Here is a 24,537-nt window from a genome sequence, read left to right on the forward strand (position 1 = left end):
CGCGTCGATGTCCCCCCGGATCGTCCTCGGGGTCGGCGGTGGCATCGCGGCCTACAAGGCATGTGAGCTGCTGCGACTCTTCACCGAGTCGGGCCACCAGGTCCGGGTCGTGCCGACCGCTTCGGCGTTGCGCTTCGTCGGCGCCCCGACCTGGGCGGCGCTCTCCGGTCAGCCCGTCGCCGACGACGTCTGGTCGGACGTGCACGAGGTGCCGCACGTCCGGCTCGGTCAGCAGGCCGACCTGGTGGTGGTCGCGCCGGCCACCGCCGACCTGCTGGCCAAGGCCGCCCACGGCCTCGCCGACGACCTGCTCACCAACACGCTGCTGACCGCCCGCTGCCCGGTCGTGCTGGCCCCGGCCATGCACACCGAGATGTGGGAGCACCCGGCCACCGTCGCCAACGTCGCGACCCTGCGCGCCCGGGGCGTACGCGTCGTCGAGCCCGCCGTCGGCCGGCTCACCGGGGCCGACACCGGCAAGGGCCGGCTGCCCGACCCGGCGGAGATCTTCGCGGTCGCCCGCCGGGCCCTCGCCAGGGGCGTCGGGGCCCCCGCCGACCTGGCCGGACGGCACGTGGTGGTGACCGCCGGCGGCACCCGCGAGCCCCTCGACCCGGTCCGCTTCCTGGGCAACCGCTCCTCGGGCAAGCAGGGCTACGCGTTCGCCCGCTGCGCGGTGGCCCGGGGCGCCCGGGTCACCCTCATCTCGGCCAACGTCTCGCTGCCCGATCCCGCCGGCGTCGACCTGGTCCGGGTCGGCACCACCGGCGAGCTGCGCGACGCGACGCTGGCGGCGGCGGCCGAGGCCGACGCGGTGGTGATGGCGGCGGCTCCGGCCGATTTCCGTCCCGCGACCTACGCGACTGGCAAAATCAAGAAGTCGGACGACGGCAGCGCACCCACCATCGAGCTCGTCACCAACCCGGACATCGCGGCCGAGCTGGGCCGACGCCGGCGCCCGGAACAGGTGCTGGTGGTGTTCGCCGCGGAGACCGGCGACGCCGAGGCCAACGGCCGGGCCAAGCTCGCCCGCAAGCGGGCGGACCTCGTCGTGATCAACGAGGTCGGGTCCGACAAGGTCTTCGGCGCCGAGACCAACGCGGCGACGGTCATCGGCGCGGACGGTTCGGTCAGCCGGATGCCCGAGCGGTCCAAGGAGGACCTCGCCGACGGTGTCTGGGACCTCGTGGTCGCCCGGTTGCCCGGCCGTTCCTGACGGCTGGAACCGGACGTGACCGAAGGGGCCAGGCTCTGCCGCGGATGACTACACTGCCGCGGAACGACTTCCACAATTTAGGAGTGCCGTGACACGCCGCCTCTTCACTTCCGAATCGGTCACGGAAGGCCACCCGGACAAGATCGCTGACCAGATCAGCGACGGCATCCTCGATGCCCTGCTCGCCGAGGATCCGCGTAGCCGCGTCGCCGTGGAGACCCTGATCACCACCGGCCAGGTGCACATCGCGGGCGAGGTGACCACCAAGGCGTACGCCGACATCCCGACCATCGTCCGGCGGACCATCCTCGACATCGGCTACGACTCGTCGAAGAAGGGCTTCGACGGCGCCTCGTGCGGCGTCAGCGTCTCCATCGGCGCCCAGTCGGAGGACATCGCGCAGGGCGTCGACAACGCCTTCGAGCTGCGTACCGGTGCGTCCGAGAGCGCGCTGGACGCGCAGGGCGCCGGCGACCAGGGCATGATGTTCGGCTTCGCCTGCTCCGAGACGCCGGAGCTGATGCCGCTGCCGATCGCCCTCGCGCACCGGCTGGCCCGGCGGCTGTCCCAGGTCCGCAAGGACGGCACGATCCCGTACCTGCGCCCCGACGGCAAGACCCAGGTCACGATCGAGTACGAGGGCCTGCGCCCCGTCCGGCTCAACACGGTGGTCGTCTCCAGCCAGCACGCCGCCGACATCTCGCTGGACTCGCTGCTCACCCCCGACGTGCGCGAGCACGTCATCGGCCCCGAGCTGGAGGGCCTCGGGCTCGACACCGAGGGCTACCGGCTGCTGGTCAACCCGACCGGCCGGTTCGAGATCGGCGGGCCGATGGGCGACGCCGGCCTGACCGGTCGCAAGATCATCGTTGACACCTACGGCGGCTACGCCCGGCACGGCGGCGGCGCGTTCTCCGGCAAGGACCCGTCGAAGGTGGACCGCTCGGCGGCGTACGCGACGCGCTGGGTCGCCAAGAACGTGGTCGCCGCCGGTCTGGCCGAGCGGTGCGAGGTGCAGGTCGCGTACGCGATCGGCAAGGCCCACCCGGTCAGCCTCTTCGTCGAGACGTTCGGCACCGAGACCGTGCCGGTCGCCTCGATCGAGAAGGCCGTCTCCGAGGTCTTCGACCTGCGCCCGGCCGCCATCATCCGGGACCTCAACCTGCTCCGCCCGATCTACCAGCAGACCGCCGCCTACGGCCACTTCGGCCGTGAGCTGCCGGAACTGACCTGGGAGAGCACCGACCGGGCCGCCGACCTCAAGTCGGCCGCGGGAGCCTGACCGGCACCAGGCGCAGCGACCGGCGACCCGCGGACGGGTCGCCGGTCGCTCGTGTCTGCGTCGACGTCCCCCTGGCCCACCTGGACCGCCCCTTCGACTACCTCGTGCCGGCCGAGCTGGACGCCGACGCCGTCCCCGGCGTGCGCGTGAAGGTCCGCTTCGCCGGTCAGCTCGTCGACGGCTGGCTGCTGGAGCGGGCCGACGACTCGGGGCACACCGGCCGGCTGGCGTACCTGGAGAAGGTCGTCTCGCCCGAGCCGGTCCTCGCGCCGGAGGTCGCCCGGCTGGCCCGGACGGTCGCGGACCGCTACGCCGGCAGCCTCGCCGACGTGCTCCGCCTCGCCGTCCCGCCCCGGCACGCCCGGGTGGAGAAGGACGTGCGCGCCCGCGCCGCCGCCGACGGCCCCGCCGCGAAGGACGGAGCGGGCGAAGGCTCCGCCGGGCCGGACGGGCCCGTGCCCGACGCGCCGGACGGGTCCGGTGCCGACGGCTGGCGGGACTATCCCGCCGGGCCGGCCCTGCTCCGGGCGCTCGCCGACGGGCGGGCCCCCCGGGCGGTCTGGTCGGCGCTGCCCGGGGAGGACTGGCCCGCCCGGTACGCCGAGGCCGTCGCCGCCACCGTAGCCGGCGGCCGGGGCGCGGTGCTGGTCGTCGCCGACAACCGCGACCTGGACCGCCTCGACGCCGCCCTGCACGACGCCCTGGGCCCCGGGCGGCACGTCAGCCTCTCCGCCGCGCTCGGTCCCGCCCGGCGCTACCGGGCCTTCCTGGCCGCGCGGCGCGGTGACGTGGCGGTGGTCGTCGGCACCAGGGCCGCGATGTTCGCCCCGGTCGCCCGCCTCGGGCTGGTGGCGATCTGGGACGACGGCGACGACCTGCACGCCGAGCCCCGGGCCCCGTACCCGCACGCCCGGGAGGTGCTGCTCACCCGCGCCCAGCTCGCCGACGCCGCCGCCATCGTGGGCGGGTACACCCGAACCGCCGAGGCGCAGCTGCTGGTGGAGACCGGCTGGGCCCGCGAGGTGGTGGCCGACCGGGCGACCGTACGGGCCCGGATGCCGGCGATCGCACCCACCGGCGACGACCCGCAACTGGCCCGGGACCCAGGGGCGGCCACCGCCCGGCTGCCCAGCCTGGCCTGGACCACCGCCCGGGAGGCGCTGCGGGCCGACCTGCCGGTGCTGGTCCAGGTGCCCCGCCGCGGCTACCTGCCCTCGGTGGCCTGCGCCGACTGCCGCACCCCGGCGCGGTGCCCGCACTGCGCCGGGCCGCTCGCGCTGCCGTCGGCCGAGGGCACCCCCGCCTGCCGCTGGTGCGGGCGGGTCGCCGCCGCGTACGCCTGCCCGGAGTGCGGCGGGCGGCGGCTGCGCGCCTCCGTCACCGGCGCCCGGCGCACGGCCGAGGAACTGGGCCGGGCCTTCCCCGGCGTGCCGGTGCGCACCTCCGGGCGGGAGGAGGTGCTGGCCACGGTCCCGGGCGGCGCCGGCCTGGTCATCGCCACCCCCGGCGCCGAACCGGTCGTGGAGGGCGGCTTCGGGGCGGTGCTGCTGCTCGACTCGTGGGCCCTGCTCACCAGGGCCGACCTGCGGGCGGGGGAGGAGGCGCTGCGCCGCTGGCTGGCGGCCGCCGCGCTGGCCCGCCCCGCCGCCGGCAACGGCCGGGTCGTGGTGGTCGCCGACGGGGCGCTGGCCCCCGTGCAGGCGCTGCTGCGCTGGGACGCCGGCTGGTTCGCCGCCCGGGAGCTGGCCGAGCGGCGGGAGCTGGGTTTCCCGCCGGCGGTGCGGATGGCGAGCGTGACCGGCGCGCCGGCTGCGGTGGCCGACCTGCTGGCCGAGGCCCGGCTGCCGGCGGAGGCGGAGCTGCTCGGGCCGGTGCCGGCCGACGGGGAACGGGAACGGATGCTGGTGCGGGTGCCCCGGGCCCGGGCCGCCGCGCTGGCCGACGCGCTGCACTCGGCGGCCGGGGTGCGGGCCGCCCGCAAGGCCGTCGACCCGGTCCGTCTCCAGGTCGATCCGCTGGCCCTCTTCTGACCGGTGGACGCGGTGCCCGACCGCCCGACCTGGCCCGTCGTCGCACGCCGTGTCCGGCGGGGCGTCGCGGCGCGGGTGATAGCATCGCCCGTCATGCCCGGGCGTACGACGGCTCCAGGTCGCGGCGCGGCGCCGCAGGTGCCGAGCCGGGGCCGTCGCGGGCCCGCGCGACGAAGGCGGGAGCGCGTCGGTCCGGCGCGATGTCGATGATGCCAAACAGCCGGTGATCAGGGGTGGACCAGTCGTGACCGTTCGTCAGTCGATCGTCTTCAATGGTGACCTCGGCAGCGGCAAGAGCACCGTCTCCGTGGAGATCGCCGAGCGGCTCGGCCTGCGCCGGGTCAGCGTCGGCGACCTCTACCGGCAGATGGCGCAGGAGCGGCAGATGACCGCCCTCCAGCTCAACCTGCACGCGGAGCTGGACCAGGCCGTCGACGGCTACGTCGACCAGCTCCAGCGCGACATCGCGGCCTCGGGCGAGCGGCTGGTCATGGACTCCCGGCTGGCCTGGCACTTCTTCACGGACGCGCTCAAGGTGCACATGATCACCGAGCCGGGCGAGGCGGCCCGCCGGGTGCTCGCCCGGCCCTCCGGCCCGGCCGAGAGCTACGCCTCGATGGAGGAGGCCAAGGCCAAGCTGCGCGAGCGCAGCGAGAGCGAGCGGGGCCGGTTCATCGTCCGTTACGGCGTGGACAAGGCCCGGCTGCGCAACTACGACCTGGTCTGCGACACCACCCGCGCCTCGGCCGCCGAGGTCATCGAGCACATCATCGACGCGTACGAGGGCCGGCTGGGCGCGCACGTGCTGCGCGACGCGCCGCCGCTGCTGCTGCTCGACCCGGCCCGCGTCTACCCGACCGAGGACGTCGCCCACCTGCGCGACCTGTGGGACTCGGAGTTCGTCGGCGAGGTGGCCGCCGCCGGCGACGAGGCGCTGGAGCCGCTGCGGATCGGCTACACCGGCGAGTACTTCTTCGTCGTCGACGGGCACCGCCGCCTCAGCGCCGCCCTGCAGAGCGGCTTCCACCTGGTGCCGGCACTGCTCGTCGCCGAGGTGGACGAGCCGGTGGTCGGCGGGATGAGCGCGGTGGACTACTTCGCCGCCCAGGCGCGCCCCGGCCTGATCCACGACTGGGAGGCCGCCCACTCCATCGAGCTGCCGCTGCCCGAGCACGCCCTGCTCGGCGGCGACGCGGTCCTGGCCGGGGAGCCGGGCACCGGCGTCTGAGCCCCCGCGCCGCCTCGCGCCGCCCCGGGGTGGGGAAGTGGGTGCCGGCGTCCGTGCCCCGTACGCGCCGCGTGGGGCGGCCGGATGCCGCCGTCGGGGGCATGATGGGTCTCTCGGCTACGGACGGGAGGCCGACCATGGACGCCGCCGACACCGTCGCGCTGCTCATGTCGCCACAGGGCCGGATCGACCCCTACCCGGCGTACGAGCGGCTGCGCGCCTTCGGGCCGGTGGTCCAGGCCGGCCCGGCGATGTACGCGGTGACCGGTTACGCCGAGGCCGACGAGTTGCTCCGCGATCCCCGGCTCGGGGTGCTCGACGACGCGCTGCGCGACCGGTTCCTGCCGGGCTGGCGGGACAGCCCCGCCATCGCGTCGATCTCCCGGTCGATGCTGCGCACCAACCCGCCCGACCACAGCCGGATGCGCCGGCTCGCGGCGGGCGCCTTCACCCCGCGCCGGATCGCCGCGATGCGCGACGTCGTGGCGGCCCAGGCCGACGAGCTGATCGACGCAATGCTGCGGCGGGGCGCCGGCGGCCAGCCCGTCGACTTCCTGGCCGAGTTCGCCTACCCGCTGCCGGTCGGGGTGATCTGCGCGCTGCTCGGCGTACCGGCGGCGGACCGGCCGCTGTTCCGGCGCTGGGCGGCCGACCTGACCGGGGTGCTGGAGCCGGTGATCACGCCGGAGGAGCTGGCCGTGGCCGACCGGGGTGCGGTCGAGCTGCGCGACTACTTCGCCGAGCTGGTCGCGGCCCGTCGGCGCGCCCCTGCCGACGACCTGACCACCGCGCTGGTGCGGGTGCACGACACCGACGGCGAGCGGCTCTCCGGCGACGAGCTGCTGGCCAACCTGGTGGTGCTGCTGGTCGCCGGCTTCGAGACGACCACCAACCTGCTCGGCAACGGCCTGGCGGTGCTGCTGGCGCACCCGCGCGCGGCCGACGCGTTGCGCGGGCATCCGCAGCTCGCCCCGGCGTACGTCGAGGAGCTGCTCCGCTACGACCCGCCGGTGCAGCTCACCACCCGGCTGGCCGGCGCGCCGGTCACCGTTGGCGGCGTCGAGGTGCCCACCGACGGCTGGGTGCTGCTGCTGCTCGCCGCCGCCAACCGGGACCCCCGGCGCTACCCCGAGCCGGAGCGCTTCGACCCGTGGCGGGCCCAGAGCCACCCGCTGTCCTTCGGCGCCGGCCCGCACTACTGCCTCGGCGCCGGCCTCGCTCGGCTGGAGGCGCAGGTCGCCTTCCCGCAGCTGCTGCGCCGGCTGCCCGGGCTGGCCCTCGCCGCCCCGCCGCGGCACCGGTCCAGGCTGGTCCTGCGCGGCTACGAGAGCCTGCCGGTGACCATCGACACCCCACCGACCGCGCCGCGTCGCGGTACGCCGGCCGGGGCGGCCGGCGGCACTCCGTAGACTGGTACGGCAGCAGTCCGCCCGCCGAAGGAGCAATGCCGAGTGACCGTCCAGCCCATCCGTCTGTTCGGAGATCCGGTGCTGCGCACGCCGGCCGACCCGGTGGTCGACTTCGACGTCGAGCTGCGCAAGCTCATCGCCGACCTGACCGACACGATGCGTGAGCAGAACGGTGCCGGCCTCGCCGCGCCGCAGCTCGGTGTGGGCCTGCGGGTGTTCACCTTCGACGTCGACGACGTGGTCGGCCACCTGGTCAACCCGGTGCTGGAGTTTCCCGACGCCGAGGAGCAGGACGGCCCCGAGGGCTGCCTGTCCATCCCCGGGCTCTACTTCGACACCAAGCGCCGGCAGAACGTCATCGCCAAGGGCTTCAACGGCTACGGCGACCCGATGCAGATCGTCGGCACCGGCCTGATGGCGCGCTGCGTGCAGCACGAGACCGACCACCTCGACGGGGTGCTCTTCGTGGACCGGCTGGACCCGGCCGGGCGCAAGGAGGCGATGAAGGCGATCCGCCAGGCGGAGTGGTACGACCCGGGCGCCCCGCCGACGGTCAAGCTCAACCCGCACGCCTCCGGCAGCCCCTTCGGCCTGGGTCGGTGAGCCCGTGCGCGTGATCTTCGCCGGCACGCCGGCCGTCGCCGTCCCCGCCCTGGCCGCCGTGGCGGCCTCCCGGCACGAACTCGTCGCCGTGGTCACCCGGCCGGACGCCCCCGCGGGGCGCGGTCGCGGGCTGGCCCGCTCCCCGGTGGGGGCGTGGGCCGACGAGCACGGGATCGAGGTGCTGACCCCCGCCCGGCCGCGTGAGCCGGAGTTCCAGGACCGGCTGCGCGAGCTGACTCCCGACTGCGTCCCCGTGGTCGCCTACGGCGCGCTGGTGCCGCCGGCGGCCCTGGAGATCCCCCGCCACGGGTGGATCAACCTGCACTTCTCGCTGCTGCCCGCCTGGCGCGGTGCCGCGCCCGTGCAGCACGCCGTGCTGCACGGCGACGAGCTGACCGGGGCGAGCGTGTTCCAACTGGAGGAGGGGCTGGACACCGGCCCGGTCTACGGCACGCTGACCGACGAGATCCGTCCCACCGACACCTCCGGCGACCTGCTGGAGCGGCTGGCGCACTCCGGCGCCGGCCTGCTGGTGGCCGTCCTCGACGCGATCGACGACGGCACCGCCCGGGCCGAGCCGCAACCCGCCGACGGGGTGTCGCTGGCGCCGAAGCTGACCGTGGAGGACGCCCGGGTGCGCTGGTCCGACCCCGCCTTCGCGGTCGACCGGCGGGTGCGGGCCTGCACCCCGGCGCCCGGCCCGTGGACGACGTTCCGGGGCGAGCGCGTGAAGCTCGGCCCGGTCACCCCGGTGCCCGACGGCCCGGAGCTGAAGCCGGGCGAGCTGCTGGTGGAGAAGTCGCGGGTGCTGGCCGGTACGGCCACGACCCCGGTGCGGCTCGGCGAGGTCCGGGCGGCGGGTAAGCGGGCGATGCCGGCGACCGACTGGGCGCGGGGCGTCCGGGTCGCCGCGGGGGAGGAGCTCGCGTGACCGGCCCATCGGAACGGCCCTCGGGTGACCGCTTCGCCGCCGAGCGACGCGACGAGCGCTTCGACGGTGGACGACGCGACGAGCGGTCCGGCGGGCGCGACCAGCGTCCCTCGGGCGGCCAGCGTGGCGAGCGGCCGGCGCGGGGCGGCCAGTGGGGCGCCCGGTCCGGCGGTGACCGCCGCGACGGCGGCCGGCGCCCCATGGCCCGGCCGACGGTGGACCTGCCACGCCAGGTGGCGTACGAGGCGGTCGCGGCGGTGCACCGCGACGACGCGTACGCCAACCTGGTGCTCCCGTCACTGCTGCGCGACGCGGGACTGGTCGGTCGCGACGCCGCCTTCGCCACCGAGCTGACCTACGGCACGCTGCGCCACCTCGGCACCCTCGACGCGATCCTCGGCGACGCCGCCGGCCGCGACGTGCAGCGCATCGACCCGCCGGTACGCGACGCGCTGCGGCTGGGTGCCTACCAGCTCCTGCACACGCGGGTGCCGGCGCACGCCGCGGTCTCCTCGACCGTCGACCTGGTCAAGTCGGTGGGTGCCGGCGCGACGGGCTTCGCCAACGCGGTGCTGCGCGAGGTCGCCGGCCGGGACGCCGACGCCTGGGTGGCCAAGCTGGCCCCGTCGGCCGAGAGCGACCCGATCGGGCACCTCGCCCTGACGTACAGCCATCCGCAGTGGATCGTGCGGGCCTTCGCCGAGGCGCTCGGCGGCGACCTCGGCGAGACGACCCGGCTGCTGATCGAGAACAACGAGCGTCCGCCCGTGCACCTGTGCGCGCGGCCCGGGCTGGCCGACCCGGCGGAGTTGGCCGACGAGGTCGGCGGCGCACCGGGGGCCTTCTCGCCCTACGCCGTCTATCTCTCCGGCGGGGCGCCCGGAGACGTGCCGGCGCTCGCGCAGGGCCGCGCCCACGTGCAGGACGAGGGCTCCCAACTGGTGGCCGACGCCCTCGCGGTGGCTCCGCTCGACGGCCCGGACGGGCGCTGGCTGGACCTGTGCGCCGGCCCGGGCGGCAAGTCCGGCCTGCTCGGCGCCCTCGCCGCCCAGCGCGACGCGCGGCTGACCGCGGTCGAGGTCTCCGAGCACCGGGCCCGGCTGGTTGAGCAGGCCACCCGGGGTCTGCCGGTGACCGTGCTGCACACCGACGGCCGCACCGTCGGCGCGGACCCGAAGCTGCCGGAGGGGCACTTCGACCGGGTGCTCGTCGACGCGCCCTGCACGGGGCTGGGGTCGCTGCGCCGCCGGCCGGAGTCCCGGTGGCGGCGCCAGCCCTCGGACCTGCCGCCGCTGACCCGGTTGCAGCGCGAGCTGCTGGCCGCGGCGCTGCGCGCGGCCCGCCCGGGCGGGCTGGTCGCCTACGTGACGTGCTCCCCGCACACCGTGGAGACGCACGTGACGGTGACCGAGGCGGCCCGCCGCTCCGGGGTGCCGGTCGACTTCGTCGACGCCCGGCCGCTGCTGCCGGCGGGGATGCCCGGTCTCGGCGACGGGCCGACGGTGCAGCTGTGGCCGCACCGGCACGGCACCGACGCGATGTTCCTGGCGATGCTGCGCCGCACCTGAGCGGGCGGCGCGGGGCCGGCCCTTCGTAGGTGACGCCCGGGCGGGCGGGTGGACTCGGATCCGCCCGCCCGGGCCTATCGCCCATTCGCACTCCTCGATGGCATGATCAGGCCACCACTTATCGAGGAGTGTCCATGAAGCGAAGAATCCTGACCGCTGGGCTCGCGCTCGCCGTCCTCACCGGCGGCGTGGCGTCGGCCGTCGCGCCGGCGTCGGCGGCACCGGCCGCCGGCGTGCTCGCGCCCGCCGCGCAGGCCCTGGCCGCGCCGGACATCGCGGTGGCCAACGTTCAGGCCCACCTCACGCAGTTCCAGACCATCGCCACCCAGAACGGCGGCAACCGGCGCGCCGGCAGCGCCGGCTACACGGCCTCCGTGGCGTACGTCAAGACGAAGCTCCAGGCCGCCGGCTACACGGTGACGGAGCAGGTCTGCACCGACTGCACCTACCGGTCGAACAACCTGATCGCCGAGTGGCCGGGCGGGCCCGCCGACCAGGTCGTCATGTTCGGATCGCACCTCGACGGCGTCTCCGCCGGCCCGGGCATCAACGACAACGCCACCGGCTCGTCGGCGCTGCTGGAGAACGCGCTGGTGCTGGCCCGGCAGAACCCGACGATGACCAAGCGGGTCCGGTTCGCCTGGTGGACCGACGAGGAGCAGGGCCTCAACGGTTCGGACTTCTACGTCCGCTCACTGAGCGCTACCCAGCGGGGCTACATCAAGGGCTACTACAACTTCGACATGATCGGCTCCATCAACGGCGGCTACTTTATCAACCGGATCACCTCCGCCACGGCCGCCCCGCTGAAGGCGTACTGGGACTCGCTGAACATCCAGCCGGAGGAGAACGTCGAGGGCCAGGGCCGTTCCGACGACTACCCGTTCGCGCAGGCCGGCATCCAGACCTCCGGGTACGCCGCGGGCGCCAGCGCCCGCAAGACCTCCGCGCAGGCCGCCAAGTGGGGCGGCACCTCCGGCTCGGCGTACGACCCGTGCTACCACCGCTCCTGCGACACCACCTCGAACGTCAGCGCCACGGTGCTCAACCGCAGCGCCGACGGGATCGCGTACGCCATCTGGCAGACCGCCGTGGGCTCGGCGACCAACGACTTCTCCGTCGCGGTGAGCCCGACGTCGGGCTCGGTGCAGCGCGGCGCGTCGACCACGGCGACTGTCTCCACGGCCACCACCGCCGGCACGGCCCAGACGGTCGGCCTGTCGGCGACCGGCCTTCCGGCGGGCGTCACCGCGTCGTTCAGCCCGTCCTCGGTCGCCTCCGGCGGCTCCGCCACCATGACGCTCAGCGCGTCGGCCTCGGCCGCGGTGGGCACCTACACCGTCACGGTCACCGGCGCGGGCTCCGGCGGCGTCTCGCGTTCGGCCAGCTACACCCTGACCGTCGGTGGCGGCGGCGGGTGCGCCGGTGGGCAGCTCATCGGCAACGGCGGGTTCGAGAGCGGGTCGTCGCCGTGGACGGCGTCGTCGGGCGTCATCACCAACGACGCCGACCAGCCGGCGCGGACCGGCTCGTACAAGGCGTGGCTGGTGGGCTACGGCTCGACGCGCACCGACACGTTGTCGCAGTCGGTGACGATCCCGGCGGGCTGTGCGAGCTACACGCTGTCGTTCTGGCTGCACGTCGACACGGCGGAGACGACGACGAGCACCGCGTACGACCGGTTGGTGGTGCAGGTGGGCACGGCCACCCTGGCGACGTACTCGAACCTGAACGCGGCGGCGGGTTACACGCAGCGGTCGTTCAACGTGGCGGGGTACGCGGGGCAGACGGTGACGCTGAAGTTCACCGGCACCGAGGACGCCTCGTTGCAGACCAGCTTCGTCATCGACGACGTGACGCTCCAGGCGAGCTGAACACCACAGGGTCGGGGCGGTCGGCGACGCTGACCGCCCCGCTCAGGTGACCGGCAGGCCCTTCGTACCGGCGCCCTTGACCGACCTGGTGAGGCTGCGGTCGCTGACCCACAGGAAGCACTGCACGCCCCGGTTGCCGTTGCGCCACTCCCGCTCGAAGGGGTGGTAGTAGATCGAGCCGGCCCGGTACTGGAGGTCGCCGTTGTCCGGCACCCTGGCGTACTTCGCGATCAGCGTCCGGCACGCCCGGTGCACCTTGCGGGTGTCGCGGTTGAAGGCGTCGTAGCTGGTGTCGGGGGCCTGCCAGACGCCGACGAACTCGGCGCGGTGCCTGCTGGTGCAGGCCACCGGCACCATCTCGCGCACCTCGTCGCCGCGCGTCTTCGGGTTGAAGCAGCGGTGGGCGAGGGGGGCGGCGCCGGTCAGCGCGCCCTTCAGGCTGCCCGTCCGGTCCTTCGCGCCGGCCTCGTCGAGGCTGGTCTGTTCGCTCAGGTCGCAGCGGAACCAGCGGGCGCCGCCACCCCACGCCTGCGGCGACGGCAGCACCACGTTGAGCCCGAGCCGCCCGGAGCGCCAGTCGCCGCCGAGCACCGCCCTGACCTTCGTGTCGCACTCGGCGCGGGCGGCCCGCATGCCGGCCGAGCCGGCCGGCGGGGGCGTGTCGCGCTCGGCTCCCGCGCCGGTCAGCGTGCCGACGTGCACGGTCTCCGTGCGGTGCGACAGCGCGCAGTCGACGGGGTGGTAGGCGGAGAGGTAGCCGACGTCCTGCACGCCGGAGTGGCAGACCCCGGCGGCGGGGACGAACGCCTGCGGCGCGGCCGGCGCCGGCCAGTCGTCGGTCAGGTCACGGTCGGTGCCGGCCGGGGTGGCACAACCCGTGAACGCCAGCGCCGCCACCGCGCCGACCGTGGCCGCCGTCCACCACCGTCGCATCCCGACCTCCCACCGTCCGTGGGCCGCACCCGGCGGCGGCCGTCGCGGCGGTTCCGCCGGCGCACGGGCGGCCGGACACGCCACGGTGCGGCAGCATACGGCACCCTCGCTCAGCTCGCGGGCAACCCTTGCGGGCCCGCGCCGCGCATGGAGCGGGTCAGCTTCCGGTCGTCGCTCCACAGGAAGCACCGCACCCCGCGGTCGCCCTCCTGCCACTCCCGCTGCGAGGGCGGATAGAAGATCGAACCGGCCCGGTACGGCAGGTCGCTGTTGTTGGGCACCTCGGCGAAGGCGGCGATGAGCGCCATGCAGCGGGTGTGCGTCCGCTGGTGGGACCGGCCGAACTCGGCCCAGCTCATGTCCCGCTCCACGTAGACGCCGACGAACTCGGCGCGGTGCGGCTCGGTGCACAGCACCGGAGCCATGTAGTTCAGGTTGTCGCCGATCAGCTTGGGGTCGAAGCAGCGGTGCAGCAGCGGGGAGTCGCCGATCATCGCGCCCCGCAGGCTGCCCGTACGGTTCACCGGCCGGGTGTTGTCGATGCTGCCGGTCTCGCTCAGGTCGCACCGGAACCAGCGGGCGCCCCCGCGCCAGGCCGAGGTGGCGGGCAGCGCGACGGTCAGGGTGATGCGGGCGGCGTGCCAGTCGCCGCCGAGCACCTCGCGGGCGCGTTGGTCGCACTCGGCGCGGGCGGGACGCAGGGCGGCGGATCCCGGCGCGGGCCGGTCGCCGTCGGCGGCCGGACCGGTGAACCTGCCGACGTGCACGGTCTCGGCCAGGTGGCTGCGGGAGCAGTCCACCGCCTCGTAGGTGCGCGCCTGCACGACGGCGGTGATCCGGGGCAGGCAGGCGTCCGTGGCCGGCACGAACAGCTGCGGCGCCCGCAGCGCCGGCCAGTCGTCGGTGAGGTCGCCGTCGGAGCCGCCCGGTCGTACGCACCCGGACAGCAGGACCGTCAGGGTGCCGGCCAGCGCCAGCGTCGCGAGCCACCGTCGCATCGTCCGCCCTTTCCGGGAGCTGACGCGTCGACCGCCGCCGGGGCACCGCGCGGGCGTGCGGCTCACGTCACCGTCCCTGATGGAGTCTTGCCGCGTTTCCGTCGTTCGGCCAGTCACGGATGGCCCTTCGTCCGGTTTCGCCGCGCCGGGAGGGCCAATTCTGCACCACTGGTCACCGCCGGGTCACCGGGTGTCCCGGGTGGTGGCGCGCTGCGGGCGGCCGTCGGCCGCGTTCGTACACTGGCCCGGTGACCGTACCGCCGCCGATCGTCGCGCCCAGCATCCTCGCCGCCGATTTCGCCCGCCTCGCCGAGGAGGTCCGCGCCGTCGAGAACGCCGCGGACTGGCTGCACGTGGATGTCATGGACAACCACTTCGTGCCCAACCTGACCATCGGGCTGCCCGTGGTGCAGAGCCTGCGGGCCGCCACCGAGCTGCCCTTCGACGTGCACCTGATGATCGAGGATCCGCGCCGGTGGGCACCCGGGTACGCCGACGCCGGGGCGTACAACGTGACGTTCCACGCCGAGGCGTGCGACGACCCGGTGGCCCTGGCCAAGGACCTGCGCTCGGCCGGCGCCAAGGCCGGGCTGGCGATCGACCGGGACACCCCGATCGAGCCCTACCTGGAGCTGCTGCCGAGCTTCGACACGCTGCTGATCATGACGATCAAGGCCGGCTTCGGCGGGCAGCGGTTCATCCCGCAACTGCTCGACAAGGTGCGTACGGCCCGCAGGCACGTCGACGCCGGCCACCTCGAACTGCGCATCGAGGTCGACGGCGGCATCGCCGCCGACACCATCGCCCAGGCGTCCGAGGCGGGGGCCGACGCCTTCGTCGCCGGCACCGCTGTCTACGGCGCCGACGACCCCGCAGAGGCCGTGCGGAAGCTGCGGGCACTCGCGGAACGCGCCGCCTCCGGGGCCTGACGTGGAACCCGCCGACGACCGCCAGGACGTGATCCTCGTCGTCGACGACGACGAGGACATCGCGCGCTTCGTCGAGTTCAACCTCCGCCTGCACGGCTTCGAGGTGATCCACGCAAGCGACGGGCAGGAGGCGCTCGAGGTCATCGAGCGCCAGCGCCCCGACCTGGCGGTGGTCGACCTGATGATGCCGCGCATCGACGGGTTGGAGCTGACCCGGCGACTGCGGGCCGACCCGATGACCTCGGCCCTGCCGGTGATCATGCTGACCGCCAAGGGCATGACGGTGGACAAGGTGCACGGGCTCAGCGCCGGCGCCGACGACTACCTGGTCAAGCCCTTCGACACCGCCGAGCTGGTCGCCCGGGTCAGCTCCACGCTGCGCCGCAACAAGGAGTTCCGCGAGGTCTCGCCGCTGACCGGGCTGCCCGGAAACAGCCGGATCCGCCGGGAGATCTCCGACCGGGTCCGCAGCGGGGTCGACTACGCCGTCGGCTACATCGACATCGACCGGTTCAAGAGCGTGAACGACCGCTACGGCTTCGTCCGGGGCGACGACTTCATCTCCGCCCTGGCCCGCAGCCTGCACCGGGCGGTGGTCTCGGTGGGGCTGCCACCGGCCTTCCTCGGGCACGTCGGCGGGGACGACTTCGTCATCGTCTGCGCGCCGGAGCAGGTCCGGCCGCTCACCTCCCGGGTCTCCGCCGACTTCGAGAAGGCCGCCGACTCGCTCTACGACCCCGTGGACGCCGCGCGCGGCTACGTGGAGCTGAAGGACCGCCGGGGCAACATCCGGCGGGCCGCCCTGGTCACCCTCTCGATCGGCGTGTGCCTCTCCGACTCCGGCAAGCGCTTCACCAACCCGCTGGAGGCGATCGCCGTCGCCTCCGAGATGAAGACCGTGGCCAAGAGCCAGCCCGGCTCGTACGTGGCGGTGGACCGGCGGCGCGGCGTTACCTGATTCGTGCGCTGTTGCTGTGAAGTGCACCGCCCGGGTGGCGCGACCCCCCGTGCGGCGTGTAACACTTCCCGTGTACCCACCACGCGCTGGCGGGACTCGGTGTAATTCCGAACCGGCGGTGATCCACGGCGTGACCGTGGTAAGCCCGCGACCCGGTCGGCCTCGTGCCGCCCGGTGGACCTGGTGAGAATCCGGGGCCGACGGTTGGGAGCGGGCAACCCCCGCCCCCAGACAGTCCGGATGGGAGACAGCGCGCGGGACGGACGGGCCTGCCCGGCCGCTGATTTCAGCGTGCCGTGCGCGCCCCCCGGGGCGGCTCCGCCGTACCCGGATCTCCGCCGCCGCACGCTCGCGGCCCCATGCCGTTGCCTCCCGTCACCGCCCGCGCGTCGACCGGCGAGTGAGAGGGCAGGGCATGGCCGGCGTCTCCGTCGACGAGGCGATGCGTCGCGCGGTGGAACTCGCCGCGCGCGGTCTCGGCACGACCAGCCCCAACCCGGTGGTCGGCTGCGTGCTGCTCGACGCCGACGGGCAGGTGGTCGGCGAGGGGTTCCACGCCTACGCCGGCGGGCCGCACGCCGAGATCGTCGCGCTAGCCCAGGCCGGGGAGCGGGCCCGCGGCGGCACCGCCGTGGTCACCCTGGAACCCTGCGACCACACCGGCCGCACCGGCCCCTGCAGCACCGCGCTCGTGCGGGCCGGCGTGGCCCGCGTCGTCATCGCCGTGCCCGACCCCAACCCGCTGGCCACCGGGGGCGCCGCCACGCTGCGCGCCGCCGGGGTCCAGGTCGACACGGGGGTACGCGCCTGCGAGGCGGAGGCCGGCAACATCGCCTGGCTCACCTCGATGCGCCGCGGCTGGCCGTACGTCATCTGGAAGTTCGCCGCGACGCTGGACGGCCGGTCGGCGGCGGCCGACGGCACCAGCATGTGGATCACCTCCGAGGCCGCCCGGATGGACGTGCACGCGCTGCGCGGCACCGTCGACGCGGTCCTCGCCGGGGTGGGCACGGTCCTCGCCGACGACCCCCGGCTCACCGCCCGCAACCTGCGCGACGGCACGCTCGCCATCCGGCAGCCGCTGCGGGTCGTGGTGGACACCGACGGGCGTACGCCGGCCGACGCCCGGGTCCGCGACGGCGCGGCCCGCACCTGGATCGCCACCGCCGCGGAGGTCGGCGCCGGGCCCGACGGCCGCGTCGACCTGCCGGCGCTGCTCGCCGCGCTGCACGGGCGCGGGGTGCGCGCCGCGCTGCTGGAGGGCGGCCCGAAGCTGGCCGGCGCCTTCCTGGCCGCCGGCCTCGTCGACAAGATCGTCGGCTACGTGGCGCCCCGGCTGCTCGGCGCCGGCCCGACCGCCCTCGTCGACGCCGGCGTGACCACCATCGCCGAGGCCATCGACCTGGAGTACGTCGACTTCACGCAGGTCGGACCCGACCTGCGGATCACCGCGCTGCCCCGGAAGAGGGAGGGCTGACATGTTCACCGGCATCGTCGAGGAGTTGGGTGAGGTCGTCCGCGTCACCGAGACGGCGGGGGACTCGGCGCTGGTCGCCGTCCGCGGCCCGCTGGTCACCTCGGACGCCCGGCACGGCGACTCGATCGCGGTCAACGGCGTCTGCCTGACCGTGGTCGACGTCGAGAACGGGACCTTCACCGCGGACGTGATGGGGGAGACCCTGCGCCGCAGCTCGCTGGGCGCGCTGCGCGCCGGCGACCCGGTCAACCTGGAGCGGGCCGCCGCGCTGGGCAGCCGCCTCGGCGGGCACCTCGTGCAGGGGCACGTCGACGGCGTCGGCGAGGTCGTCGCCCGCGAGCCGGCCGCGCAGTGGGAGACCGTCCGGTTCCGGCTGCCCGCCGCCCTGTCCCGGTACGTGGTGGAGAAGGGCTCGATCACGGTCGACGGCGTCTCGCTGACCGTCGCCGGGGTCGGGGAGGACTGGTTCGCGGTCGGGCTGATCCCCACCACGCTGAAGCTGACCACCCTCGGCGCCCGCCGCGTCGGCGACCCGGTCAACCTCGAGGTGGACGTGCTCGCCAAGTACGTCGAGCGGCTACTGGGCGCCCGGCTGGCCGGGCCCGCCGTCCCCGACGCCGACCCGCCCGGCGGGCTGCCGGTCGCCGGGCTGCCGGGCGGAGCGGCCTGATGGGCCCGCTCGGCTGGCTGCTCGACGCGCAGGTCGACATCGCCGGCTCGCCGGTGCTGGTGCGCGAGATCGTCGGCAACGGCTTCGGGCTGGCGTCAGCGGTGTTCGGCCTGCGCCGGCTGGTCTGGGCCTGGCCCGTCGGCATGATCGGCAACGCGCTGCTGTTCACCGTCTTCCTGGGCGGCGTCTTCGCCACCCCGCAGGCGCACGACCTCTACGGGCAGGCCGGCCGGCAGGTCTTCTTCTTCTCGGTCAGCGTCTACGGCTGGTGGCGCTGGTCGCGCCACCGCCGCCGGGGCGGTGACGGCGACCGGACCGCGGTGGCGCCCCGCTGGGCCACCCGCCGGGAACGGCTGGGCCTGCTGCTCGCGGCCGTGATCGGCACCGCCGCGGCGTACCCGGTGCTCGCCGCCCTCGGCTCCTGGGGGCCGCTGCCGGACGCCTGGATCCTCACCGGCAGCCTGCTCGCCACGTACGGCATGGCGCGCGGCTGGGTGGACTTCTGGCTCATCTGGATCGCCGTCGACGCGGTCGGCGTGCCGCTGCTGCTGCGCGGCGGCTTCTACCCCTCGGCCGCCATGTACCTCGTCTACGGCGCCTTCTGCGCCTGGGGCCTGGTGGCCTGGTGGCGCACCTCGCGGGTCGCCCGCCCGGTGCCCGCCCCGATCCCGTCGACCTACTCGGAGGCCGTGGCATGACCACCTTTGGCAGTATCGAGCAGGCGGTGGCGGACGTCGCCGCCGGCCGGCCCGTCGTCGTGGTCGACGACGCCGACCGGGAGAACGAGGGCGACCTGATCTTCGCCGCCGAGCTGGCGACGACGGAGCTGCTCGCGTTCATGGTGCGCCACACGTCGGGCTACATCTGCGCGCCGCTGACCGAGAGCGAGTGCGACCGGCTGGACCTGCCGCCGCAGCACCACACCAACCAGGACCGGCGCGGCACCGCCTACACGGTGACCGTCGACGCCCGCGAGGGCGTCAGCACCGGCATCTCCGCCGCCGACCGGGCGCACACCATCCGGCTGCTCGCCGACCCCGGCACCGGCCCGGCCGACCTGGCCCGCCCCGGGCACGTGGTGCCGCTGCGGGCCCGCGAGGGCGGCGTGCTGCGCCGGCCCGGGCACACCGAGGCCGCCGTCGACCTGACCCGGCTGGCCGGGCTGCGCCCCGCCGGCGTGCTCTGCGAGCTGGTCAACGACGACGGCACCATGATGCGGGTGCCGGACCTGGAGAAGTTCTGCGCCGAGCACTCGCTGACCCTGATCACGATCGCCGACCTCGTCGCGTACCGGCGGCGCACCGAGAAGCAGGTCGAGCTGGTCGCCGACGCCCGGATGCCCACCCGCCACGGCGTGTTCCGGGCCCTGGGCTACCGCAGCGAGCACGACTCGGCCGAGCACGTCGCCCTGGTCGCGGGCGAGATCGGCGACGGGCGCGACGTGCTGGTGCGGGTGCACTCCGAGTGCCTCACCGGCGACGTGTTCGGCTCGGTGCGCTGCGACTGCGGCCCGCAGCTCGACGCCGCCCTGGACCGGGTCGCCCGGGAGGGGCGGGGCGTGGTGCTCTACGTACGCGGCCACGAGGGGCGCGGCATCGGCCTGCTGCACAAGCTCCAGGCGTACCAGCTCCAGGACCAGGGCCGCGACACGGTCGACGCCAACCTCGACCTGGGCCTGCCGGCCGACGCCCGCGACTACGGCACCGGCGCGCAGATCCTCTACGACATCGGGGTGCGCTCGATGCGGCTGCTCACCAACAACCCGGCCAAGCGCGCCGGGCTGGAGGGCTACGGGCTGACCGTCACCGGCCGCGAGGGGCTGCCGGTGCGCCCGCACCCGGAGAACGTGCGCTACCTGCGCACCAAGCGGGACCGGATGGGGCACCTGCTGGACGAGTTGGACGAGGTGACCGAGGCCCCCATGGGCCGCCCCGTCCTCGGCGACGAGATCGGAGCGTAGGCGTGGCGGGTTTCGGTGAACCGGGAGTGACGGCGGTCGACGCCGCCGGGATGACCGTCGGCGTGGTCGCGGCCCGCTGGCACGGCGAGCTGACCGACCACATGCTCGACCGGGCGGTCGCCGCCGCCGAGGCGTGCGGGGCCCGGGCGGTCACGGCGCGGGTGGCCGGCTCGGTCGAGCTGCCGGTGGTGGCCCAGGCCCTCGCGCGGCGCTGCGACGTGGTGGTCGCCCTCGGCGTGGTGGTCCGGGGCGCCACGGCCCACTTCGACTACGTCTGCCGGTCCGTGACGGACGGGCTGACCCGGGTGGCGCTGGACGAGGGCAAGCCGGTCGCGCACGGCGTGCTGACCGTCGACACCCTCGCGCAGGCCCGGGACCGCGCCGGGCTGCCCGGCTCGGCGGAGGACAAGGGCTGGGCGGCCACCGTCGCCGCCCTGGACGCCGCGCTGACGATCCGCGACCTCGCCGGCAACGGCCACCGGGTCGGCTTCGGCGGCTGATCCCGCGCCCGACCGGGGACGCACCACCGTGCGGCGTTCCCGGTCGGTGAACGGGGCGCCTACCCGGCGCACCGGGGTCGTCGGGGCGGCTGGAAGAATCGCGGCGTGAAGACGTTCGAGGAGTTGTTCGCCGAGCTGCAGGCCAAGGCCGCTGCGGGCACCCCCGGCTCGGGCACGGTCGCCGCGCTCGAGAAGGGCGTGCACTTCATCGGCAAGAAGGTCGTCGAGGAGGCGGCCGAGTCGTGGATGGCCGCCGAGCACGAGGGACCGGAGCGTACGGCGGAGGAGATCTCCCAGCTGCTCTACCAGGTCCAGGTGCTGATGCTGGCCAGCGGTCTCGACCTGAAGGACGTCTACCGACATCTGTGAGTGCGCCCCATCGTTGATCAGTTTCGATCGAAGGAGCACTCCGTCATGCTGCGTGTCGCCATCCCCAACAAGGGCACCCTGGCCGAGCCAGCCGCCCAGATGCTGCGCGAGGCGGGCTACCGCCAGCGCACCGACCCGAAGGACCTCGTCTGCCGCGACGAGGCCAACGACGTCGAGTTCTTCTACCTGCGCCCGAAGGACATCGCCACCTACGTCGGCTCCGGCGACCTGGACCTGGGCATCACCGGCCGGGACCTGCTGATCGACTCCGGCGCCCCCGCCGAGGAGGTCGTCGACCTCGCCTTCGGCCGGGCCACCTTCCGCTTCGCCGCCCGCCCCGACGACATCGCCTCGGTGCGGGAGCTGGGCGGGCACCGCATCGCCACCGCGTACCCGGGGCTGGTCGAGCGGCACCTCGCGGAGCTGGGGCTCGAGGCCGAGGTGATCCGCCTCGACGGCGCGGTGGAGAACGCCGTACGCCTCGGCGTCGCCGACGTGGTCGCCGACGTGGTGGAGACGGGCGCCACGCTGCGCCAGGCCGGCCTGGTGGTCTTCGGCGAGCCGCTGCTGCGCTCGTCGGCGGTGCTGGTGCGCCGCGCCGCCGCCGAGACCCACCCGCAGTCCGCGCAGCTGCTGCGCCGGCTGCACGGGGTGCTGGTCGCCCGCCGCTACGTGATGCTCGCCTACGACGTGCCCGCGGGCCTGCTCGACCGGGCCAGCTCGCTGACCCCGGGCATCGAGTCGCCGACCGTCTCGCCGCTGCACCGCGAGGGCTGGGTGGCGGTGCAGGCGATGGTGCTCCGCGACGACGTGCACCGGATCATGGACGAGCTGTACGAGCTCGGCGCCCGCGCGATCCTGGTCACCAACATCCACGCCTGCCGGCTGTGAGCCGCCCGCCCACGGCGGCGGGCGCCGCGGCGCCGTCGGCGGTGTCGCGCGCCCTGCCGCCGTGGGCGGCGCTGACCCTGGTCACCCTCGCCGGCGTCGCCTCGGCGGCCCAGGGCGCGGCCAACGCCGAGCTGGGCGAGCGGGCCGGCAACGCGACCCTCGGCGCGGTGGTCAACAACCTCGGCGGGGCCCTGCTGGTGGGCCTCGGGGTGCTGGCGCTGCCGTCGGCCCGCACCGGCCTCGCCGCGTTGCGCCGGGCCCGGCTGCCCTGGTGGACGTACCTGGGCGGGCTCGGCGGGGCGGCGATCGTGCTGGCCGGGGCGTACATCGTGCCGGTGCTCGGGGTGGCGGTCTTCACCATCGCCCAGGTCGCCGGCGGCAGCCTCGGCGGGCTGGCCGTCGACCGGGCCGGGCTGGCGCCCGTGGGACGGCTGGCGCTCACCCGGCCACGGGTGGCCGGGGCGCTGCTCGGCGTGGCGGCCGTGACGCTGGCCCAGCTCGGCCAGCCCGTCGGCGACCTCGCCCTCGGCCTGGTCCTGCTCGCCGTGGCCGGCGGGCTGGGCGTCGCGCTCCAGTCCGCGCTGAACGCGCGCGTCTCCGCCGCCAGCTCGGCCGCCGCCGGGATGGTGGTCAACTTCGCCACGGCCACGCCCGTCGTGCTGCTGGTCGCGGCGCTTGCCGGGGCCCTCACCGGGCCGCGCCCGACCTGGCCGGGCGACTGGTACCTCTACACCGGCGGCCTGCTCGGCGTCGTCATCGTGGCGGCCCTGCTGGTCGGGGTCCCGGCGGTCGGCGTGCTGCGGACCGGGCTCGCCCTGGTCGCCGGCCAGCTGGGCGGCGCCCTGCTGCTGGACGCGCTGCTGCCGGGCGGTCCCGGCCTGCGGCTGCCGGTGCTCGCCGGGGCGCTGCTCACCCTCACGGCGGCCCTGGTCGCCGGCCGGGGGCGCGGTCGGCGGGGTCCCGGGAAGGCCGTCCCGCCTGTGGAACGTGTGGCGGCGCGGGAGCGGCCCGGTTCGGGTGGCAGACTGGTGGGGTGAGCGAAACCGAGTCCGTCCACCTCCGCCCGCACCGCGTCCGGCTGGTCTGCTGGATCTCCGCAGCCGTGCTGTTCGTGGTGTTCAGCCTGTTGGCGACCACGCTGAGCGGCGCGACCGGCAACGGCTACGGCAGCTTCCAGCGCGGCGACCAGATCGCGATGGTCGGGCTCGGCATCCTGGGCGCGCTCGCCCTCCTGATCTTCACCCGCCCCCGGGTCGACGCGACCGCGCGGGGCGTGCGCGTGCGCAATCTCGTCGGCTCGTACGAGCTGCCGTGGGAGGTCGTCCGGGGCGTCCGCTTCGACCGGGGCGCGCCCTGGGCCAGCCTGGAGCTGCACGACGACGACCTGCTGCCGATGGTCGCCCTCCAGGCCGCCGACAAGGAGCGGGCCGTGGAAGGGGTCCGCGCCCTGCGCCGGCTGCACCAGGCGCACCAGGCCCGGCTCGCGGAGGGCGCCACCGGCCGCTGACCGGGTGCCCGGGTGGGTGCTCGTCCGGGCGAGGGTGTAGTGTGGGTGAGTCGACCAGGCTGTCCCCGCGTGCGCGCAGTCGCGCCACGCACACAGCCTTGAAAGAGGAGCGCCTGCTCCCACCCGAGTCGCCACCACGGTGGCCGGGTCCGGTCACCGGTTCCGGGCACGTCCCGGCACCGGATGCGCGATCATGTGATCGTGCCGACCGGTCGAGCGGGCCCTGGCATGCGCCGGGGCCTTCTGCTTTCCAGGTCGGCTCCCACCCGGGAGCCGCGGGGTCGGCCACGCAGAGATCTTGACTCGAGGAGGCCCCATCAGCGTCGAACCACGCGTGAACGAGCAGATCCGGGCACGTGAGGTCCGACTGGTCGGCCCCGAGGGTGAGCAGGTGGGCATCGTCCCGCTGGAGCGCGCCCTTCAGCTGGCCGCGGACGTAGACCTGGACCTGGTCGAGGTTGCGCCGATGGCGCGCCCGCCGGTGTGCAAGCTCATGGACTTCGGCAAGTTCAAGTACGAGAGCGCACTCAAGGCGCGCGAAGCGCGGCGTAACCAGCAGCAGACCGTCATCAAGGAGATGAAGCTCCGGCCGAAAATCGACCCGCACGACTACGAGACCAAGAAGGGTCACGTGGTGCGGTTCCTGAAGGCCGGCGACAAGGTCAAGGTGACGATCATGTTCCGCGGTCGCGAGCAGAGCCGCCCGGAGCTGGGTTACCGGCTCCTGCGCCGGCTCGAGTCGGAGATCTCGGAGCTGGGGTACGTCGAGGCCGCTCCCAAGCAGGACGGTCGAAACATGATCATGGTGCTCGCGCCGCACCGCGCCACCAAGGCCGCAGCGGTCGCCGCCACGGCCACCCGAGGCGGGCCGAGGGAGCGGGACGCCGAGGGCGCCCCGGCCGGCGAGCCCGCAGCGGCCGGTGACACCGGCACAGTCGCCGACAACAGCGGCGAGTAACAGGGGAGAGACGTTCCACATGCCGAAGATGAAGAGCCACACGGGGATGGGCAAGCGGGTCAAGGTGACCGGCAAGGGCAAGATCGTTGCCCAGCAGGCCGGCCTCCGGCACAACCTGGAGAAGAAGCCCTCCACCCAGACCCGTCGGCTGACCGGCACCGTGGTGCTGGCCAAGGCCGACGTCAAGCGCATCAAGAAGCTGCTCGGCCGCTGACGCGCGCCACCTTTACGTAACTAGGAGTTGAG

Annotated in this window: 24 protein-coding genes and 1 riboswitch; of the genes, 22 read left to right on the forward strand and 2 right to left on the reverse strand. The window is 74.8% G+C overall.

From position 1 onward, the window contains the following. Nucleotides 1–7: 7 nt before the first annotated feature. The 9 genes from coaBC (at nucleotide 8) to AC5L34_RS23375 (ending at nucleotide 12,141) form a co-directional block, all read left to right on the forward strand. Nucleotides 8–1,216 carry a bifunctional phosphopantothenoylcysteine decarboxylase/phosphopantothenate--cysteine ligase CoaBC gene (coaBC, locus tag AC5L34_RS23335; RefSeq protein WP_101409240.1) on the forward strand — a complete coding sequence of 403 codons (1,209 nt, stop codon included), beginning with the start codon at nucleotides 8–10 and terminating at the stop codon, nucleotides 1,214–1,216. An 88-nt stretch (nucleotides 1,217–1,304) separates the two neighbouring features. Continuing rightward, entirely contained in the window at nucleotides 1,305–2,498 is a 1,194-nt protein-coding gene (metK, locus tag AC5L34_RS23340; RefSeq protein ID WP_089000957.1) for a methionine adenosyltransferase, read from the forward strand. Next, entirely contained in the window at nucleotides 2,495–4,528 is a 2,034-nt protein-coding gene (locus tag AC5L34_RS23345; protein ID WP_494827009.1) for a primosomal protein N', read from the forward strand. Before metK ends, AC5L34_RS23345 begins: the two co-directional genes overlap by 4 nt. Before the next feature lie 244 nt (nucleotides 4,529–4,772). Then, nucleotides 4,773–5,756 carry an AAA family ATPase gene (locus AC5L34_RS23350; RefSeq protein WP_101409241.1) on the forward strand — a complete coding sequence of 328 codons (984 nt, stop codon included), beginning with the start codon at nucleotides 4,773–4,775 and terminating at the stop codon, nucleotides 5,754–5,756. A gap of 137 nt (nucleotides 5,757–5,893) precedes the next feature. Further along, nucleotides 5,894–7,165 (forward strand): cytochrome P450, encoded by a 1,272-nt coding sequence (locus tag AC5L34_RS23355; RefSeq protein WP_494826964.1) that lies wholly within the window; start codon nucleotides 5,894–5,896, stop codon nucleotides 7,163–7,165. A gap of 42 nt (nucleotides 7,166–7,207) precedes the next feature. After that, a complete protein-coding gene (gene def / locus AC5L34_RS23360; protein ID WP_101409243.1) occupies nucleotides 7,208–7,768 on the forward strand; it encodes a peptide deformylase in 561 nt (186 codons plus the stop codon). Between the two features lie 4 nt (nucleotides 7,769–7,772). Then, the gene (fmt, locus tag AC5L34_RS23365) at nucleotides 7,773–8,699 is read left to right on the forward strand and encodes a methionyl-tRNA formyltransferase (RefSeq protein WP_494826966.1); all 927 of its coding nucleotides are present in this window, start codon (nucleotides 7,773–7,775) and stop codon (nucleotides 8,697–8,699) included. Further along, nucleotides 8,696–10,267 carry an RsmB/NOP family class I SAM-dependent RNA methyltransferase gene (locus tag AC5L34_RS23370; protein WP_441177290.1) on the forward strand — a complete coding sequence of 524 codons (1,572 nt, stop codon included), beginning with the start codon at nucleotides 8,696–8,698 and terminating at the stop codon, nucleotides 10,265–10,267. The genes fmt and AC5L34_RS23370 overlap by 4 nt, the downstream gene beginning before the upstream one ends. A 134-nt stretch (nucleotides 10,268–10,401) precedes the next feature. Then, nucleotides 10,402–12,141 (forward strand): M28 family peptidase, encoded by a 1,740-nt coding sequence (locus AC5L34_RS23375; RefSeq protein ID WP_494826969.1) that lies wholly within the window; start codon nucleotides 10,402–10,404, stop codon nucleotides 12,139–12,141. Nucleotides 12,142–12,183: 42 nt separating this feature from the next. Here AC5L34_RS23375 and AC5L34_RS23380 read toward each other — a convergent pair whose 3' ends face one another. Then, nucleotides 12,184–13,074, reverse strand: coding sequence for a septum formation family protein (locus AC5L34_RS23380; protein WP_494826971.1), 891 nt, complete (start codon nucleotides 13,072–13,074; stop codon nucleotides 12,184–12,186). A 110-nt stretch (nucleotides 13,075–13,184) separates the two neighbouring features. Then, nucleotides 13,185–14,072: a septum formation family protein gene (locus tag AC5L34_RS23385; RefSeq protein WP_441177292.1), complete on the reverse strand. Its 888-nt coding sequence runs from the start codon at nucleotides 14,070–14,072 to the stop codon at nucleotides 13,185–13,187. Between the two features lie 248 nt (nucleotides 14,073–14,320). Between AC5L34_RS23385 and rpe the strand changes: the two genes are divergently transcribed. The 13 genes from rpe to rpmI all read left to right on the forward strand — a co-directional run bounded on the left by rpe (nucleotide 14,321) and on the right by rpmI (nucleotide 24,505). Then, entirely contained in the window at nucleotides 14,321–15,001 is a 681-nt protein-coding gene (gene rpe, locus AC5L34_RS23390) for a ribulose-phosphate 3-epimerase (protein WP_089000949.1), read from the forward strand. Nucleotide 15,002: 1 nt separating this feature from the next. Beyond that, nucleotides 15,003–15,959 (forward strand): GGDEF domain-containing response regulator, encoded by a 957-nt coding sequence (locus AC5L34_RS23395; RefSeq protein ID WP_101409248.1) that lies wholly within the window; start codon nucleotides 15,003–15,005, stop codon nucleotides 15,957–15,959. Nucleotides 15,960–16,040: 81 nt separating this feature from the next. Beyond that, nucleotides 16,041–16,215: riboswitch (FMN riboswitch) on the forward strand. A gap of 159 nt (nucleotides 16,216–16,374) precedes the next feature. Beyond that, nucleotides 16,375–17,436, forward strand: coding sequence for a bifunctional diaminohydroxyphosphoribosylaminopyrimidine deaminase/5-amino-6-(5-phosphoribosylamino)uracil reductase RibD (gene ribD, locus AC5L34_RS23400; RefSeq protein WP_494826974.1), 1,062 nt, complete (start codon nucleotides 16,375–16,377; stop codon nucleotides 17,434–17,436). 1 nt (nucleotide 17,437) lies between these two features. Beyond that, the gene (locus AC5L34_RS23405) at nucleotides 17,438–18,106 is read left to right on the forward strand and encodes a riboflavin synthase (RefSeq protein WP_441177293.1); all 669 of its coding nucleotides are present in this window, start codon (nucleotides 17,438–17,440) and stop codon (nucleotides 18,104–18,106) included. Then, a complete protein-coding gene (pnuC, locus tag AC5L34_RS23410) occupies nucleotides 18,106–18,804 on the forward strand; it encodes a nicotinamide riboside transporter PnuC (RefSeq protein WP_494826975.1) in 699 nt (232 codons plus the stop codon). The genes AC5L34_RS23405 and pnuC overlap by 1 nt, the downstream gene beginning before the upstream one ends. Then, nucleotides 18,801–20,066 (forward strand): bifunctional 3,4-dihydroxy-2-butanone-4-phosphate synthase/GTP cyclohydrolase II, encoded by a 1,266-nt coding sequence (locus AC5L34_RS23415; protein WP_441177295.1) that lies wholly within the window; start codon nucleotides 18,801–18,803, stop codon nucleotides 20,064–20,066. Before pnuC ends, AC5L34_RS23415 begins: the two co-directional genes overlap by 4 nt. Before the next feature lie 2 nt (nucleotides 20,067–20,068). Next, nucleotides 20,069–20,566 (forward strand): 6,7-dimethyl-8-ribityllumazine synthase, encoded by a 498-nt coding sequence (gene ribH / locus AC5L34_RS23420; RefSeq protein ID WP_101409252.1) that lies wholly within the window; start codon nucleotides 20,069–20,071, stop codon nucleotides 20,564–20,566. A 105-nt stretch (nucleotides 20,567–20,671) separates the two neighbouring features. Further along, complete coding sequence (locus AC5L34_RS23425) at nucleotides 20,672–20,935, forward strand: phosphoribosyl-ATP diphosphatase (RefSeq protein WP_088947482.1); 264 nt, start codon at nucleotides 20,672–20,674, stop codon at nucleotides 20,933–20,935. Nucleotides 20,936–20,980: 45 nt separating this feature from the next. Continuing rightward, on the forward strand, nucleotides 20,981–21,826 hold the full coding sequence (gene hisG, locus AC5L34_RS23430) for an ATP phosphoribosyltransferase (protein WP_101409253.1): 846 nt from the start codon (nucleotides 20,981–20,983) through the stop codon (nucleotides 21,824–21,826). After that, the gene (locus AC5L34_RS23435) at nucleotides 21,823–22,863 is read left to right on the forward strand and encodes a DMT family transporter (RefSeq protein ID WP_441177296.1); all 1,041 of its coding nucleotides are present in this window, start codon (nucleotides 21,823–21,825) and stop codon (nucleotides 22,861–22,863) included. Before hisG ends, AC5L34_RS23435 begins: the two co-directional genes overlap by 4 nt. Further along, complete coding sequence (locus AC5L34_RS23440) at nucleotides 22,860–23,333, forward strand: PH domain-containing protein (RefSeq protein WP_363902440.1); 474 nt, start codon at nucleotides 22,860–22,862, stop codon at nucleotides 23,331–23,333. Before AC5L34_RS23435 ends, AC5L34_RS23440 begins: the two co-directional genes overlap by 4 nt. A 334-nt stretch (nucleotides 23,334–23,667) precedes the next feature. After that, entirely contained in the window at nucleotides 23,668–24,291 is a 624-nt protein-coding gene (gene infC, locus AC5L34_RS23445; RefSeq protein WP_089000940.1) for a translation initiation factor IF-3, read from the forward strand. 19 nt (nucleotides 24,292–24,310) lie between these two features. After that, nucleotides 24,311–24,505, forward strand: a complete 195-nt coding sequence (gene rpmI / locus AC5L34_RS23450; RefSeq protein ID WP_007458415.1) for a 50S ribosomal protein L35 — start codon at nucleotides 24,311–24,313, stop codon at nucleotides 24,503–24,505. The last annotated feature ends 32 nt before the right edge of the window (nucleotides 24,506–24,537 follow it).

This window comes from Micromonospora sp. ZG13 (assembly GCF_059359355.1).